Source organism: Streptomyces vilmorinianum (genome assembly GCF_005517195.1).
In the GTDB taxonomy this organism is placed as follows: Bacteria; Actinomycetota; Actinomycetes; order Streptomycetales; family Streptomycetaceae; genus Streptomyces; species Streptomyces vilmorinianum.
Genome location: NZ_CP040244.1, coordinates 194,835 through 208,977 on the forward strand (window position 1 = coordinate 194,835; position 14,143 = coordinate 208,977).

At 71.1% G+C, this 14,143-nt stretch carries 20 protein-coding genes; 11 read left to right on the top strand and 9 right to left on the bottom strand.

Annotated features, from left to right (window positions below; all coding sequences use genetic code 11):
- Positions 1 to 26 precede the first annotated feature (26 nt).
- Positions 27 to 842: a cysteine--tRNA ligase gene (locus tag FDM97_RS00975; RefSeq protein WP_137988375.1), complete on the top strand. Its 816-nt coding sequence runs from the start codon at positions 27 to 29 to the stop codon at positions 840 to 842.
- 368 nt (positions 843 to 1,210) lie between these two features.
- Here the strand turns inward: FDM97_RS00975 and FDM97_RS00985 are convergent, their stop codons facing one another.
- Together FDM97_RS00985 and FDM97_RS00990 are read right to left on the bottom strand one after the other, a co-directional pair.
- Positions 1,211 to 1,477, bottom strand: coding sequence for a hypothetical protein (locus FDM97_RS00985; RefSeq protein ID WP_137988376.1), 267 nt, complete (start codon positions 1,475 to 1,477; stop codon positions 1,211 to 1,213).
- Positions 1,478 to 1,636: 159 nt separating this feature from the next.
- Positions 1,637 to 2,215: a DUF5994 family protein gene (locus tag FDM97_RS00990; RefSeq protein WP_137988377.1), complete on the bottom strand. Its 579-nt coding sequence runs from the start codon at positions 2,213 to 2,215 to the stop codon at positions 1,637 to 1,639.
- Between the two features lie 296 nt (positions 2,216 to 2,511).
- Between FDM97_RS00990 and FDM97_RS00995 the strand changes: the two genes are divergently transcribed.
- From FDM97_RS00995 to FDM97_RS35635, 3 genes are read left to right on the top strand one after another with little or no spacing between them, the layout of a single operon-like run.
- Positions 2,512 to 3,006 (top strand): DUF5994 family protein, encoded by a 495-nt coding sequence (locus FDM97_RS00995; RefSeq protein ID WP_137988378.1) that lies wholly within the window; start codon positions 2,512 to 2,514, stop codon positions 3,004 to 3,006.
- A complete protein-coding gene (locus FDM97_RS01000) occupies positions 3,003 to 3,359 on the top strand; it encodes a PRC-barrel domain-containing protein (RefSeq protein WP_137988379.1) in 357 nt (118 codons plus the stop codon). Before FDM97_RS00995 ends, FDM97_RS01000 begins: the two co-directional genes overlap by 4 nt.
- Positions 3,360 to 3,389: 30 nt before the next feature.
- On the top strand, positions 3,390 to 3,560 hold the full coding sequence (locus FDM97_RS35635) for a hypothetical protein (RefSeq protein WP_175438994.1): 171 nt from the start codon (positions 3,390 to 3,392) through the stop codon (positions 3,558 to 3,560).
- A gap of 69 nt (positions 3,561 to 3,629) precedes the next feature.
- Here the strand turns inward: FDM97_RS35635 and sigJ (FDM97_RS01005) are convergent, their stop codons facing one another.
- Entirely contained in the window at positions 3,630 to 4,625 is a 996-nt protein-coding gene (gene sigJ, locus FDM97_RS01005) for an RNA polymerase sigma factor SigJ (RefSeq protein WP_137988380.1), read from the bottom strand.
- Positions 4,626 to 4,807: 182 nt separating this feature from the next.
- Here sigJ (FDM97_RS01005) and FDM97_RS01010 point away from each other — a divergent pair, with 182 nt between their 5' ends.
- A complete protein-coding gene (locus FDM97_RS01010) occupies positions 4,808 to 5,236 on the top strand; it encodes a hypothetical protein (RefSeq protein WP_137988381.1) in 429 nt (142 codons plus the stop codon).
- Between the two features lie 88 nt (positions 5,237 to 5,324).
- Here FDM97_RS01010 and FDM97_RS01015 read toward each other — a convergent pair whose 3' ends face one another.
- The 6 genes from FDM97_RS01015 to FDM97_RS01040 all read right to left on the bottom strand — a co-directional run bounded on the left by FDM97_RS01015 (position 5,325) and on the right by FDM97_RS01040 (position 9,675).
- Positions 5,325 to 6,533 carry an NAD(P)/FAD-dependent oxidoreductase gene (locus FDM97_RS01015; RefSeq protein WP_137988382.1) on the bottom strand — a complete coding sequence of 403 codons (1,209 nt, stop codon included), beginning with the start codon at positions 6,531 to 6,533 and terminating at the stop codon, positions 5,325 to 5,327.
- Between the two features lie 113 nt (positions 6,534 to 6,646).
- Positions 6,647 to 7,591: an RNA polymerase sigma factor SigJ gene (gene sigJ, locus FDM97_RS01020; protein ID WP_137988383.1), complete on the bottom strand. Its 945-nt coding sequence runs from the start codon at positions 7,589 to 7,591 to the stop codon at positions 6,647 to 6,649.
- A 71-nt stretch (positions 7,592 to 7,662) separates the two neighbouring features.
- A complete protein-coding gene (locus tag FDM97_RS01025; protein ID WP_137988384.1) occupies positions 7,663 to 8,100 on the bottom strand; it encodes a hypothetical protein in 438 nt (145 codons plus the stop codon).
- Entirely contained in the window at positions 8,097 to 8,390 is a 294-nt protein-coding gene (locus FDM97_RS01030) for a hypothetical protein (protein WP_254705449.1), read from the bottom strand. The genes FDM97_RS01025 and FDM97_RS01030 overlap by 4 nt, the downstream gene beginning before the upstream one ends.
- A 4-nt stretch (positions 8,391 to 8,394) precedes the next feature.
- Positions 8,395 to 8,712 (bottom strand): hypothetical protein, encoded by a 318-nt coding sequence (locus tag FDM97_RS01035; protein WP_137988385.1) that lies wholly within the window; start codon positions 8,710 to 8,712, stop codon positions 8,395 to 8,397.
- A 438-nt stretch (positions 8,713 to 9,150) separates the two neighbouring features.
- A complete protein-coding gene (locus FDM97_RS01040; protein WP_137988386.1) occupies positions 9,151 to 9,675 on the bottom strand; it encodes a hypothetical protein in 525 nt (174 codons plus the stop codon).
- On the opposite strand from FDM97_RS01040, the gene FDM97_RS01045 reads away from it, so the two are divergent.
- The 6 genes from FDM97_RS01045 to FDM97_RS01070 all read left to right on the top strand — a co-directional run bounded on the left by FDM97_RS01045 (position 9,668) and on the right by FDM97_RS01070 (position 14,137).
- Positions 9,668 to 10,069 (top strand): hypothetical protein, encoded by a 402-nt coding sequence (locus FDM97_RS01045; RefSeq protein ID WP_137988387.1) that lies wholly within the window; start codon positions 9,668 to 9,670, stop codon positions 10,067 to 10,069. The two genes, FDM97_RS01040 and FDM97_RS01045, sit on opposite strands and share 8 nt — an antisense overlap.
- A gap of 245 nt (positions 10,070 to 10,314) precedes the next feature.
- Positions 10,315 to 10,866 carry a hypothetical protein gene (locus FDM97_RS01050; RefSeq protein ID WP_137988388.1) on the top strand — a complete coding sequence of 184 codons (552 nt, stop codon included), beginning with the start codon at positions 10,315 to 10,317 and terminating at the stop codon, positions 10,864 to 10,866.
- Between the two features lie 30 nt (positions 10,867 to 10,896).
- On the top strand, positions 10,897 to 11,271 hold the full coding sequence (locus FDM97_RS01055; RefSeq protein WP_137988389.1) for a hypothetical protein: 375 nt from the start codon (positions 10,897 to 10,899) through the stop codon (positions 11,269 to 11,271).
- A 157-nt stretch (positions 11,272 to 11,428) separates the two neighbouring features.
- On the top strand, positions 11,429 to 11,908 hold the full coding sequence (locus FDM97_RS01060) for a cation:proton antiporter regulatory subunit (RefSeq protein ID WP_137988390.1): 480 nt from the start codon (positions 11,429 to 11,431) through the stop codon (positions 11,906 to 11,908).
- A gap of 5 nt (positions 11,909 to 11,913) precedes the next feature.
- Positions 11,914 to 13,116: a cation:proton antiporter gene (locus tag FDM97_RS01065; RefSeq protein ID WP_137988391.1), complete on the top strand. Its 1,203-nt coding sequence runs from the start codon at positions 11,914 to 11,916 to the stop codon at positions 13,114 to 13,116.
- Between the two features lie 556 nt (positions 13,117 to 13,672).
- A complete protein-coding gene (locus FDM97_RS01070; protein WP_175438995.1) occupies positions 13,673 to 14,137 on the top strand; it encodes an Imm21 family immunity protein in 465 nt (154 codons plus the stop codon).
- Positions 14,138 to 14,143 lie beyond the last annotated feature (6 nt).

Sequence of the window (14,143 nt, forward strand, 5' to 3'; positions counted from 1 at the left end):
AGGGTTCCACGACTAGCCTCCGCATCATGCTGCGTATCGTCGACACCCGTACCGGCCACCTCGTGGAGATTCCTTCCGTGAGCCGCCATCTGCTGAGCATCTGCGTCCACCCGCCGGTCAGCGACGCCGGGATCGGCATGATGGGCCTGCGGGCGCTCCTGGTCGGTGACGTACTGGCGCGCACAGCGGAGTTGCACGGCCTGCAGTCCCGTACGTTCCTCACCACGCCGGACCTGCCGCACGAGCAGGCCGAGGCGCTTGATCGCGCCATGTCCGCTCTGGGCATCCACCCGCCCGCCACCGCCGGTGTCCACCATCCGAACGGAGCACTCTGCGACGCCGCTGCCGACGTACACGTACACGTCCACGCGTACGAGACCGCCGCACAGGACGAGGTCGGCGGGGTCCGTGTCGACGTGGGCCAGGTCGTCCCGGCGACCGGGGACAGCGGCGCCCCGGGGCTCCTGGACGCCTTCGCCCCGGAGGGGACCGATCCGCTGGCTGTGAGGATGCTGATGCTCGGCCACGCCTACCGCACGCCGGTCACGGTCACCGGTACCGCGCTCGAAGAGGCCCGGCGGAGGCTGGGGGACTGGCGGCGGCTGGTGGCCGACTGGGCACAGGAGCCGTCCAGGCCGGTCCCCGCCGATGTGCTGCGACACGCCCATGCGGTGCTGGCCGATGATCTCGGCGTCCCCGCCGTCCTGGACACGCTGGGCACCGTGGCGGCGCGCGCCGACGTACCGGCCGGTGCCAAGTTCGAGACGTTCGCCTTTCTCGACCGCGTCCTCGGACTGGACCTCGCGCGCGAGGTGGGTCGCCGGCACCGCGCGGCGACATGACGTCGGGCGCGGCGCCTCATGACGGCGGTCGTCACAACGGCCCCGGCGCATTCACTCCGCCAGGGCCGCCCTTTCGGATCGTCGCACGTGAGAGTGCTCGATCCACGTCCAATTGCACGACTGGGGGCCGGTCCTCGGGCGGTCCGGCTCAGCCGCGTTCTCCTTCCTCGGCCTCCATGCGCCTGATTCCCTGGTGGGTGAGGGAGACCATCGCGGGTGTGTTGGCAGCTTCCGCCCGGGGACTCCAGGGAGACGGTTGCCTTCGGTGGCTTCGTAGAGGGCGGTCAGGACCCGCTCGCGGTAGACCTGTCGCTCGCGGAGGGGCGCCATGATCGCGTCCTTTGGTTCGTGTGGAGGTCCGACGTTTCTCAGACTTCGTCGACGTGGGTGCCGGTGCGTGCGGACGGTCTGCTGGTGGTGAGCCAGGAGAGGACGGGTTCCGCGGCGGATTCGGTGTCCACGGTGAGGTGGAGCCGGGTGCCGCCGTCGGGAACGGGATAGCCGCGCTGTTCCGTCCCGGCGAAGGCGTGGCGGATCACTTCCGCGACCGCGCGGGCGGCTTCGGGGGTGGCGGCGACGATACGGATCTCGGCGTGCCCTGCCTGCGGCAGGGGCTCGTTCTCGACGGGGTGCAAGACGGGGTACGAGACGGCGTTCCCTTCGGGGCGACGCGAGCGGCCGGCGGGTGGGTTGTCCCGGGTGTCGGGTGCCCCACCCGCGGCCTTCGGCCGGAGGAGTGGTCTGAGGTCGGGGCCAGGTGCCCGTCAGCCTTCGGCTGCGGGCCTGCCCTGTCGTCATCCGCGCGTGTTCCACGGCAGGGGGATCATCCGCGCGCCGACGACCGGGTGCCGGAGGGGCGGCGGGGCGGACCCGCCGTCGGTCTCCCAGGCGTCCTCGCCGCTTCGGGCGTCCCGCATACGGCGGCCGGTCGCCGCTTCGTCGGACATCAGCCCACCGGCGGTGAGGACACTGCCGGGGATGGCTGCGGCGGTCATGAGCCGGGCGGCCGCGGCGGGTTCGGTCTCGGGCGGGATCACCAGCAGGTCGAAGCGGCCGACGGTGTAGGAGAGCAGGATCATCTTGTCGGGATCCTGTTCCGTGAACCAGCCGACGTGCACGGTGTGCCCGGTGACGGGGACCTTGTGCGGGACGACGGGCCAGCGGGCGGGGTTCACCGTGACGCGTGTGATGCGTCCGCAGCGCGCCTGCAGCGCGTCGACCAGCGGTGGAAGCTCGGTGGCGAGGTCGCGCGAATAAGGCCACCAGGCACCGTCCAACTGGCCGGTGAGGGTGGTCTTCGGTGTCAGGGAGAAGCGCGTCGGGAGCGGGGGAACGAGCGCTCGTGCCACTCCGCGTTCGACGGTCCTGGTCATGATGCGGACCCGTCTCCGGGCCGTCCTGCAGGGCGGCCCAGTGTCTTGATCGCCGGAAACGACGTCCGCGTGGGAGCGGGTGTACGAGTTACTCCCGGTACCTTCAGCGTACTCCGGCCCATGGTCGGACGAGTGCTCTCCGACCAGGCGATCTCCGACCAGGCGATCTCCGACCGGGAACACCGCCCGGCCGACGCCTGCGGGCGTGCCCGCAGGCACCCGGAGTACGGTGAGACCACGGCGGTATCTCGCCGGCCATGAGGTGTCGGCGGCCCCGCGTAGGCAGGCGGACGACCATGGCCGAATCCGACGCTCGCACCCCTCAGAAGCTCCTTCCGGACGAGATCCACCGAGCGGTGTGGCCCGGCACGGCCCTGCTCCGGCTGCAGACGACGCACTCCCGCGAAGGCGTCCTCGACGGCGCGTGGTGGCCCCGCTCCCGGGACGTCGCGACCGAGCTGCCCGCCCTGATCCAGGCGCTCACCGCGCACCTCGGCCCCCTCACGCGGGTGGGCCTGGACACCGCCGCCTGGGAGGAGGTCCCGACCCGCCTGGTCGTCGACGACCGGGTCGTGCACCTCGACTCCTTCCCCGTCGGCGACGACACCGTCCTCATCACCCGCGGCGACAACGACCACTTCGCCCTCCTGGTGGTGCCGCCGGACACGACACCCGACGCGGCACGTGATGCCATGGCCCGTGCGGTCGACGCCGGTAACGTCACCCAGGCTGCCGAGATCCTTCTCGCCACGCTTCCCGAACCAGCGATCGACCGCGAGGAGTCGGCATGATCCAGATGGCGGACATCCGTGAGTGGCGGACCCGCGACGTGGTGGACGCGCGGGACCGCAGGATCGGTGAGCTGGAGGCGATCTACGTCGACACCAGCACCGATGAGCCGGCCATGGCCACGGTCCGCGTCGGCCTGCCCACCCGACACCGTCTGGTGTTCGTCCCCCTGGACGGTGCGACGGTGGGGCCGGGCTATGTGAAGGTCGCCCACGACAAGGCGCTGGTGAAGAAGTGTCCTTCGCTCGGCACCGACGACGTGCTTCCCGCCGGGGAAGAGGAGGCGGTCTTCCGGCACTACGACCTCCCCTACCAGCCCGGGGCGAACGGCGAACGGCAGCTGGCGCGCCGCTGAGCCCCCGAACCGACCGAGGGGGCAGCCCTCATGACGCTCTTCCTGGCCCTGGTCATCGTCGCGATCGTGCTGGGCCTCATCGGTGCCACCGCCGACGGACTGCTCTTCCTTCTGTTCATCGGCATCGCGGTGCTCGTGGCGGACCTCGTCTACATCGCCATGCGCGCACGCCGCTCGGCCCGCCACCGCCCGGCCCGGTGACGTGACCGCTGTTCACCGCCACCGAGGGCACGGCCGGGGCGCGCCCCCGGCTTCACGGAAGCGGGTCGGCTAGCTCTGTCCGTTCTCGGTCCACGGACGGAGTTTCTCCGGGTTGCGGACCGCCCAGATGCGAGTGATGCGGCCGCCCGTGAGGCTGAACGCCGCCACGGTCACGGTGATGCCGGCGTGCTGGGCGACCAGGCCGGGCCGGCCGTTGACCGTCCGCTCCAGGAGCGTCAGCCCAGGGGCCTTGTCGGCGATGTGGATCAGGTACTGGGTGATGCGCTCGCTGCCCTCGACCGGGCGGAGGACGGCGCCGACCAGGCCGCCGCCGTCGGCGATCATCGTGGCGCCGGGGTCGAGGAGGCCCACGAGGGCCTTGATGTCCCTGGCCTCCCACGCCTCTTTGAAATGCCGCACCAGACTGGCCTGCCCGGCCGTCGCGGCCGCCGGAGCCTGCGCGGCGCGAACACGCCGACGGGCCGAGGACGCCAGCTGCCGGCAGGCCGCGGGCGTCCGGCCGACGATCTCGGCCACTTCGCCGAAGGGGTACCGGAAGACGTCGTGCAGGATGAACGCCACGCGTTCGGCCGGCGTCATCGACTCCAGTACGACGAGGAAGGCCATGTTCACCGACTCGTCCAGGGTGACCTGGTCGGCGGGGTCGGCCGACCAGGTCCTGTCGCCGCCCGCCCGCCCGCCGAGCCACTCCGTACGGTCGGGCAGCGGCTCGGGCAGCCATTCGCCGACGTAGCGCTCGCGCCGGACCCGCGCCGAGCCGAGCACGTCCAGGCAGATGCGGCCGGCCACCGTCGTCAGCCAGGCGCCGGGCGACTCGATGGCCTCCTGCTGCCGCCGCGACAGCGCGTACCAGCGTGCGTAGGTCTCCTGCACGGCGTCCTCGGCCTCGGCCAGCGAACCGAGCAGCCGGTAGGCGACGTTGATCAGCCGGCGCCGCTCACCGGCGATCACGCTCAGGCCCGACTCGGACGGGACGTGCCCTGGCTCGGACGGGATGTGCCCTGGCTCGGACGGGACGTGCCCTGGCTCGGACGGGATGCTCATGGTCGCGACCGCTCCTGGTTCTGGTTCTGGTCCCTCTCGTCCGCTTCCGCTCTCGACGCTTCGTCACAACACCCCGCCGGACCGTGAGATCGGCGCTTCGCCTCACATTTCGCGGACCCACGTCGTCGAACCACCGAGACACTACCGATCCACCGCCGCGAGGCAGAAGAGGGGGCCACGTCATGGCCGCACAGAAGACGGCAGTACCGGGCAGACTCACATTCCCGCAGGTCGCGATCGCCCTGCAGACCTTGTCTCTCTTCTTCCAGTCGGTCACCGCCGGAATGCTGCTGTCCTCGTCCCACGGCTACGCACTGCACGACGCCGGATCGAAGGTGATGTACGGCGCGGCGATGCTGTACGTGCTCGCCGCGATCCTGGCGTGGCGGCCGGGCGGTGGGTCGCCCCGCCCGATCCTGTACGCGACGGGCTTCCTCGTACTCGCTTCGGTGCAGGTGGTGCTGGGCGTCGCGCACCTGCCGTCGCTCCATGTCCCCCTGGGCATCCTGATGTTCGGCCTGAGCGTGCTGGCGCTGGGCCAGGCAGTGTCCGCCCGCTTGTCGAAGCGCTCCGGCACCCGGTCCGGTGCGCAGGTGGCGCGCGACTCCTGAGCAGGTCCGGACAGCGACGAAGGCCCTGGTCCCCGACCAGGGCCTTCGTCCAGGAGCGGATGACGTGAAGAGATCCGACCCGGCGAGGTCAGGCCGCTGCCTCCGCCCGTGCGCGGCTCCGAGTCTCCTGCCGTACGACACGGCGGCGCCGGGACGGCATGCCCGCTGTCGGATTGGCGACGCCCCAGGCCGCGCCCTTGCAGATCAGTTCCTTGTAGAGGGCGGCCACGCGGCCCGTCAGGGCCCTGTCGACTGCTCGGTCGTCGGCGGTGACGAACTGGATCAGGCCCTCCTTGCGGCCGAGGGAGATGCACTGCTGGAAGTAACGGATGGAGACGCGGGGGACCTTGGTGTCGGCGAGACGCGCGGCGATGGCGTCGGCGGCCTGCCAGGCCATGGGGACGCCCGAGGCGCATGACATGCGGAGGGGCTTGTCGTCGGGGCCGATCGCCATCGCCGCGTCGCCCACGGCGTACACATCCGGGTGGGAGACCGAGCGCATCGTGGTGTCGACCACGATCTGTCCGCGGTCGGTGAGTTCCAGGGCGGTGGCCCGGGCGATCGGGTGGACGGCGAAGCCGGTGGTCCAGACCGTGACCTCGGCGGGGATGGTCCGGCCGTCGGCGGTCGTCACGCCGTCCGCCTCCACGGCGTCGACCGCGGTGTGTTCGTGGACGGTGATGCCGAGCTTGTCCACGACGTTCCGCAGGTGGGAGCGGCCCTTCTCCGAGAGCCAGTCGCCGAGGGCGCCGTGGGCGGCCAGGGCGACGTCGAGGTCCGGGCGGGCCTCGGCGATCTCGGTCGCGGCCTCCAGGCCTGTCAGGCCGCCGCCGACCACGACCACGGGCCGGCCGGCGTCCAGGGTGGCCAGGCGATCGCGGAGCCGGAGGGCGCCGGGGCGGCTGGAGATCTCGTGGGCGTGTTCGGCGGTGCCGGGGACTCCCCCGTCGTTCCAGCCGCTGCCGAGGGCGTAGACCAGGGTGTCGTACTCCAGTTGCTCCCGCTCGGGGCCGTTCGCGGCGGTGACCGTCACCGTCACCGTCTTGCGGTCCACGTCCACGGCGGTGACTTTCGCGAGCTTCAGCTCCACAGCCGTGCCGGCGAACATCTCGCCGAACGGGCGGGGCCTGAGGTCCTGGCCGGCCGCGAGCTGGTGCAGCCGGACGCGCTCGACGAAGTCGGGCTCGGGGTTGACGAGGGTGATGGCGACGTCCTCGTGGTGCAGCCGCTTGGCGAGGCGGCCGGCGGCGACGGCACCGGTGTAGCCGGCTCCGAGGACGACGATTCGGTGCTGCATGTCCGTGCTCCTGTCTGGGCGGGGGCTGCCGTTGTCCGGCGTGGTTCCGCCCCTTGAACCGGACAGCCCCGCGTTCCCTGACAGGATCGTGATGTGACCTGCGTCACGTCTCTTCAGAGGGTGTGGAGCGGGGCCTCCCCGTGGCCCGCGGCGGCCCACTGCTCGGTCGCGCGGACGAGCTTGTCGGGGTTGACCTGGCTGCGGACCGCGGCGATGCCCTCCGCGGTGACCTCCAGGCAGGTGATCCCGACGACCCGGCCGTCCACGACCGCCACGATGGCGGGCCCGCCGTTGGCGGTCGTGGCGTAGATCTCGGGCGCGCCGCCGACAAGGGCCCGCTTGGCCTTGCCGGGCTTGAACAGGCCGCGCAGGAACGTGGCGACCGCGAGCGCGCCCTCGAACGCCTTCGCGCGGGCCGGGATCTTCCCGCCGCCGTCGCCGACCGAGACGGCGTCCTGGGTGAGCAGGCGTACGAGGGGTTCGGTGCGCCCGCTGGTCGCCGCGGCCAGGAACTCCTCGATGATCCTCCGGGCGGTGGCCTCGTCGATCTCGGTGCGGGCCTTGCCGTCCGTGATGTGCTTCTTGGCCCGGTGGTAGATCTGCTGGGCGGCGGCCTCGGTGATGTCCAGGATCTCGGCGATCTCCCGGTGCGGGTAGTCGAAGGCCTCACGCAGCACGTACACCGCCCGTTCGCCCGGCGACAGGCGCTCCAGCAGCACGAGGACGGCGTAGGACACCGACTCGCGCTGCTCGGCGGTTTCGGCCGGGCCGAGCATCGGGTCCCCGGCGAGCAGTGGCTCGGGGAGCCACCTTCCCACGTACGTCTCACGCCGGGCGCGTGCCGAAGTGAGCATGTTGAGGCACAAGTTGGTGAGGACCTTCGTCAGCCAGGCCTCAGGCACCTCGATCCGCTGGACGTCGGCCGCCTGCCAGCGCAGGAACGTCTCCTGCACGGCGTCCTCGGCCTCGCTCGACGAGCCGAGCAGGCGGTAGGCGATGGCTTCCAGCCGGGGCCTGGCGGTCTCGAACCGGTCCACGTCACTCATGATCAGGGCCATGCTCGCGATCCTAGGCGCCCCCGGGGTGGCCCGGCTCGCCGCAGGCCGTCGAACGCGCGCTCACCGACGCCCTACGGCGTCCGGGAGCGCTGCAGCCGGGAACGCGCCCATGTGGCCGAGGAACTGACGACCAGAAAGAGTCCCAGGAGAGGGATGAGGGAACCCAGGACGATCGGACCGGGACCGACGCTGTCGGCGAGTGCTATCCGTTGCGGGTCCTCAGGTACGTAGACGATCCTCAGATCGCTGCCCCTGTGGAACCTCTTGATGAGCTCATGGGCCGGCAGTTTCGCCACCACGGAGCCGGTGGCGACGTCGAACGTCACCCGACACCCCTCGGAGCAGTCCGACGGTTCGTCCAGGAGCGTGGCGGTCGTCCCCACGCCGTGGCCGAGGTCCCTCGTCTCCTGGATCGTCATGGAGAGGAACCAGGCGCCGGTTGCCAAGACGAGCACCCCGACGGCGAACGCGAGGCCCGTCCGCCCGCGCGGGCGACTCTGCCCCTTCACGTCACCCTCCGCCGGGAAACGGAGCCCTGACCGCGCCCGGCCCGTGCGGCGAGGCGAGCGCTCCCGCGCACCGTGCGGCGTCGCCGTGCCGTCCACCGCCGGCGGACCCAGTCGCCGGTCTCGCCGACGGCGACCAGGAGGGCGGCGGACGCGGCGCTCGGCGCGAGGCCGGCCGGGTGGCCTGTCGTATGTCCGAGCAGCCAGAGGATGAGGGTGAGCGCGGCCCACCACGCGATCAGGGATACGGCTTGACGCTGTCGGGTGCCCGTTCGACGGGGTGCGGCGGACATGGCGTCAGCACTCCCCATACGGAGCCGCGGCCGCCCGGCGCCGGCCGGCCCCTGTGGCCCACCCCATCAGCAGGCAGCCGGCGACGGCGAGGGCCCCGCCGGCCACCGTGCAGGCGAGCGTGACGTCGGCGGAGGCATCGGCCAGACGGGGGAGCGCGTTGACCGGCGCCGTGGCGTAGATCAGCAGAACGGCCCGGCCACGTGTCGGTACGGGCGCCGGCCTGGCGCGCAGCCGCTCGGGGACCCGGTCCACGGCCATCGCCACGCCGGAGGGCAGGAGGGTGAGAGAGAACGCGGTCAGGCCGATCCACTGCCATGTCATGGGGCTGGCTCCTGGGAGATGCACCTGCGCCGCACGGCCGCGTGGGCAGCGGACGAACGCGGACCTGATGACGCCGCACGCCGGATCCTGGCGTCCCCATGACCCTACCGAGGGTGCGACCGCTGGGGGCAGAGGGGTGTGCCGGCTGTCTGCGTGCTCCAGGACTGCCGGAGCCTGCCATGGTCGGTCCCGTCCGAATGGTGTGCTGCCGCCACGGGGCAAGCAGGCGTTCGGAGCAGCGCTCCGCTCCTTGCCGGCCGGGGAGCTGCTCCACGAACGGCAGGGAGGTGCAGGCCGGGGCCACGTCGTACGGCGTCGAGGGCAGCAGCCGGTTCGTCGGCCCGGCGGGCGGCACGCCTCACGGGTTCGGTGGCAATCGCAGGCCCGTGCAGTTCCCGCGCCGAATCTGGTCCTTCGCGGACGCGGCTACGTACTCGCTCAGCGGCACGCGCCGCTCATGCGGCCATGCGGCTCCGCCGCTGTCGCAGGCTCGTACTTCTCGCCCTTCTCCCGGTACGGGTAGTCGTCACCCCAGTGCGCCGCGAAGCCGGTGTTCTCGCCGTCGCACCGGGCGAAGGCCCACGCCCCGTCGGGACCCGAGTCCCGCTCACGCACGACCGTGCCCCAGTCGCCGCGCCAGCTGGTGAGTTCGACGAGCCGTGGGCCCAGGTTCGCGCTGTCGCTCCCCTCCGCATCGTCGTCGGCCTCCCCGGGCGCGCGCAGGGTGCACCGTACGACGACCCCGCCGTCGGCGATGGCGATGCGGACCTTCCCGTCGCGCCCCTCCGCGGGGACACGGGTCGTGGCGAGAGCGGCGCAGGCGGTGCCCTTCGCCTCCGCGCGCGGCACGTACCTGCCGGTGTCGGGCACCGCTCCGTCCTCCGGCATGGGAAGCGGCTCGCCACCGCGGCCGAGCTTCTCGGTCACCTCGTTCGTCATCCGCACCGCGAGCCACGTGGACACGACCCGCTTCGAGACCACGAGCCCCTCTTGGATCGAGGTGCCCGGCGCCTCGATCGACCTCCGGCTGGGCCAGGGCGCTCCCTTGTACGGAGCCGTCTTCGTGGCGACCTTCAGCGCCGAGGCGTTGTCGTCGGACACGGACGGCGACGGTCAGGGTCTGCTGCAGGCGACCGTCTTCTTCGGTGACGAGCAGGCCCAGCCTCTGAGCAACAACCACCGCTACGTCACGGCCCGGGGGAACCCCGAGTGGTCCAACCACACCCTGGTCCGCGTCTCGCGCTTCGAGCCGGACTTCACCGGCAGGGACGTCACGGCCCGGGTCAAGCTCAAGGTGGTGGGCGGCAGCGGCGGCGTTCAGAACGGGGCGTTGAGGGTCGAGCGCTTCAACCTCTGAGCGGACGCCCCGTCTCGGCAGGGGAGGGCACACCGCGACGCCCGCGTGCCTTCCCCCGCGCCCCGAGCCGACCAGGGGCCTCACGGGGTCTGGACATCTCCTCCTCCACGAAGGGGCAACGGCTTGACTCGCGGAGGAGGGAGGCTTGCGAGGCAGCATCACCCGGCGCCGATAAGGTCGTTTCGTGACGTTCCGAGCCGGGTTTCTGGCTTGTCGAAGTACTGTCACCTTCGAAAGGCAGACCGATGGCGGCGCTGATCTCGGGAACGCACCAGACGATTGCCCTGAGCTTCACTGGCCGTGAATGGTGGGCACTGATTCACGGCATCGTTCTTGGTGCGGCGTTTCTGCTCGCATTCTCCGGCGGGCTTGCCGAGCTCTACAGCCTCAAACCCTCGTTGATGACCCGCGAAGGAGTGGTGGAGCGAATGCGGCGGGTCAGGATCGGCGTCACAGCGATGGCGGTGACCGCGTGGGCGACCGTGATCACCGGTACCTGGGTCGTCTACCCCTGGTACAGGGAGGCGATCCCGGACAGCCCCAGGTCACAGCTGCTCGCCGACCACGCCACAGCGGACTGGCACGAATTCGGCATGGAGTGGAAGGAACACATCGCCTGGCTCAGTCCGATCCTGGCGACCACCGTCGCGTTCATCGTCTGGTACTACGGCCCGGGCCTGATCCGGCACAACCGGGTCCGGCACACCACCATCACCCTGTTCGTTCTCGCTTTCGCATTCGCGGCGATCGCCGGGGTGCTGGGCGCCTTCATCACCAAGGTCGCGCCACTCCAATGAGCCGGGGGGCGAAGAGAGGACGAAGACGGCATGGAATCCACGAACGGGGCGAACCCCTCGGAGAGCGAGGGGCGGGATGAGTTCCCCCTCAGCGAGAAGGCGGAGGGTCCGATCTCGGCAGCGGTCATCGCCGCGGGTGTCGGCGCCACCGCGCTGGGCGTGGTCACCACGCTCGCCGAGGCCGGCACGGGCGTGAAGGACGCCCTGGCGTGGAGCGACTCGGTCGGTCCGCTCTCGGGCAAGAGCACGCTGGCCGTGGCGGTCTGGCTGCTGGCGTGGGTGGTGTTGCACACGGCGCTGCGCGACAAGCCGTACGAGACAGTGCGTGCCCTTGGCGTCAGTTTGGTGCTCATCGCGCTGGGGGTCCTTGGCACGTTCCCGGAGTTCTTCCAGATCTTCGGCTGAGACCCATCGATCTTCGCCTCGGCAGGCGCGTCCCTCCTGTGAGCAGGGGCTGGACGGCCCGGGCGACGGGTGCCCCGCCGGCGGAAGGCGACGCCGCGGTTACCCGCACGGCCCCTTCACGCGTGCCGTCCCCCGGGCGTCGCCCGAGGATGGGCAGATGGACGTCACCGAGGTGCTGCTGCCCGGCGTGGGGCTGCGCTACGAGTTCACCAATCACCGGGGTGACCGGGTGGGCGTGGTGGCTCGGCGTACGGGCGACTTCGAGCTGGTCGTCTACGAGGGGCCGGACCCGGACGAGGGCCGGTCGGTGCTCCAGTTCAACAGCGAGGAGGCCGACGCGGTCGCGGAGATCCTGGGCGCCCCCCGGATCGCGGAACGGTTCGCGGATCTGACCAAGGAGGTGCCCGGTCTGGTGTCGGGGCAGGTCGAGGTGGGGGTGGGCAGCGCGTTCGACGGCAGGCCGCTGGGTGATACGCGGGCCCGGACGCGGACCGGGGCGTCGATCGTCGCGGTCGTACGGGGCGAAGAGGTGATCGCCTCGCCCACGCCGCAGGAGGTTCTCCGGGGCGGGGACATCCTGGTGGTGATCGGTACCCACGGGGGGATCACGGGCGTGGAACAGATCATCCGGGGCTGAGGGCCGTGGAAACGCCGGTCGCGCTGCTGCTGGAGCTCGGCGTCATCCTCGCCGCCCTGAGCATCCTGGGGACACTGGCCCGGCGCTTCACCCTCTCGCCGATCCCGCTCTACCTGCTCACCGGGCTCGCCATCGGGGAAGGCGGTATCGCGCCCGTCCCGGCGGCCGGTGAGTTCGTCGGGACCGGGGCGGCCATCGGGGTCATCCTGCTTCTCCTGGTGCTCGGCCTGGAGTTCTCGCTGGCCGAGTTCGCGGTCGGGATGCGGCGGCACGTGCCTTCGGCGCTGGTCGACGCGGTGCTGAACGCCGCCCCGGGCGCGGTGGCCGGATGGCTCCTCGGCCTGGACGGCATCGGGATGCTCGCCCTGGCCGGCGCCACGTACATCTCCTCCTCCGGCATCGTCGCCCGCCTGCTGTCCGACCTGCACCGGCTCGGCAACCGGGAGACTCCGGCGATCCTGTCGGTGCTGGTCCTCGAAGACCTCGCCATGGCCCTCTACCTGCCCGTCCTCGCCGTCCTGGCCTCCGGGGGAGTGTGGTGGCAGGCGATCCTGGGCGTGCTCGCCGCCGTCGGCGCGGTCCTGGTCGCGTTCGCCGTCTCCTACCGATGGGGGCACCATCTCGGCCGGCTCCTCTCCCACCCCGACGCGGAACAGCTGCTGCTACGGGTTCTCGGCCTCACCCTGATCGTCGCCGCGCTCGCCGAGCTCGTCCACGCCTCCGCCGCCGTCGGTGCCTTCCTCGTCGGACTGACGCTCACCGGGGAGACCGCGGCCCGTACGCGCGCCGTCCTCAGCCCCCTGCGGGACCTGTTCGCCGCCGTGTTCTTCCTGGCGATCGGGCTGTCCGTCGCCCCCGCCGACCTGCTGCCCGTACTGCCCGCCGCGCTCGCGCTGGCCGCCGTCACCGTCGTCACGAAGGTCCTCGCCGGCCGGTACGCCGCCTCCCGCGACGGCGTGGGCCCACGGGGTCAGTGGCGTGCCGGGACGGCGCTCGTCGCCCGCGGCGAGTTCTCCCTCGTCATCGTCGGACTCGTCGGGACGATGCACAGCAGGCTGGGCCCGCTGGTGACGGCGTACGTCTTCATCCTCGCCATCGCCGGCCCTCTCCTCACCCGCCTGGCCGGCGCCCTGCCCTTCCGGACCGTCCCGCTGACCGACGCACCCGGCGGCACGCCCCCCACGAACAACGAAGGCCCAGGTCGCTGACCAGGGCCTTCGTTCACGTGCGGATGACGGGAATCGAATCTGCGCCATAAGCTTGGGAATCACCCGGCACTTGGACGTGCGCACGGCGTCTGACCTGCGAAAACAGTCACATGGGGACTCGTCTCGGGCGTTCCGGCGAGCCCCTTGTTGACCACTGTGTACCGCCTCTACAGGCCGTGCCGACCAGCGCCGGCGGGCCCAGTCGCCAGTTTCGCCGATGGCGACAGATTTCCGCGCTGGAGTGCGCAGCATTCCGTATCCCCTGCAGCCCGGTCCGATTCGGCCGGTCCTCAGCCGTCACCCAGCGGCCGCCAGGTGCGCAGCCGCAGCCCGTGCGCCCGGAGCATCCGAGCACGGGTGACCGAAGCGCTGAATGGCCGCTTTCCCCGGTCGCTCTCTGGCCTTCGTGGCAGTCAGAGAGTGGATGACTGGAATCTGGACCGCGCTATAGGCTGGGGAATCTCGGACGCTCACCTCGAGCGTCTGGGGCCTGCCTTGGAACATGGGATGGACGTGGCTTGAGCGCGCCACGCATCACGAAAAAAGGAGACCGCCGGTGAGGTGGCTCGAAACGGACTTCGGCCTGTATGCACTGTGCCCGGATTCGTATGTGGCCGACTGGGACGGCACCGAGGCGGACGCGACGGCCGCCGATTCTGCGGGAAAGATCGTTCTGCCCGGTCATGGCGACGTGCTGACGCTAGGAGGTGAGCCTCTCCCCATCGCATATCTCGAGAACGTCATGACGTTCGTCCGATGGGTGGCCGCCGATGACGATCAAGGGCTGGAGCAGGCGGTGGAGGCCGCTGTGCGGTCGGAGGACTGGCAGGACCTGTTCGAGATCACCCTCGAAGGCGGTTACACGCTCCTGGACTCCGCGATGGGCGGGAGCGACGTCAGCGAGTCGGATGTTCTCCGCGTTGATGTCCCGAAGGGGCGGTACCGGGTGCAATCCCTGTTGATCGCTCCGAGCGATGACGCGGAGTTCCAGCTCGACCGGCTCGTCTCCGTTATCCGGTGAGGGGTG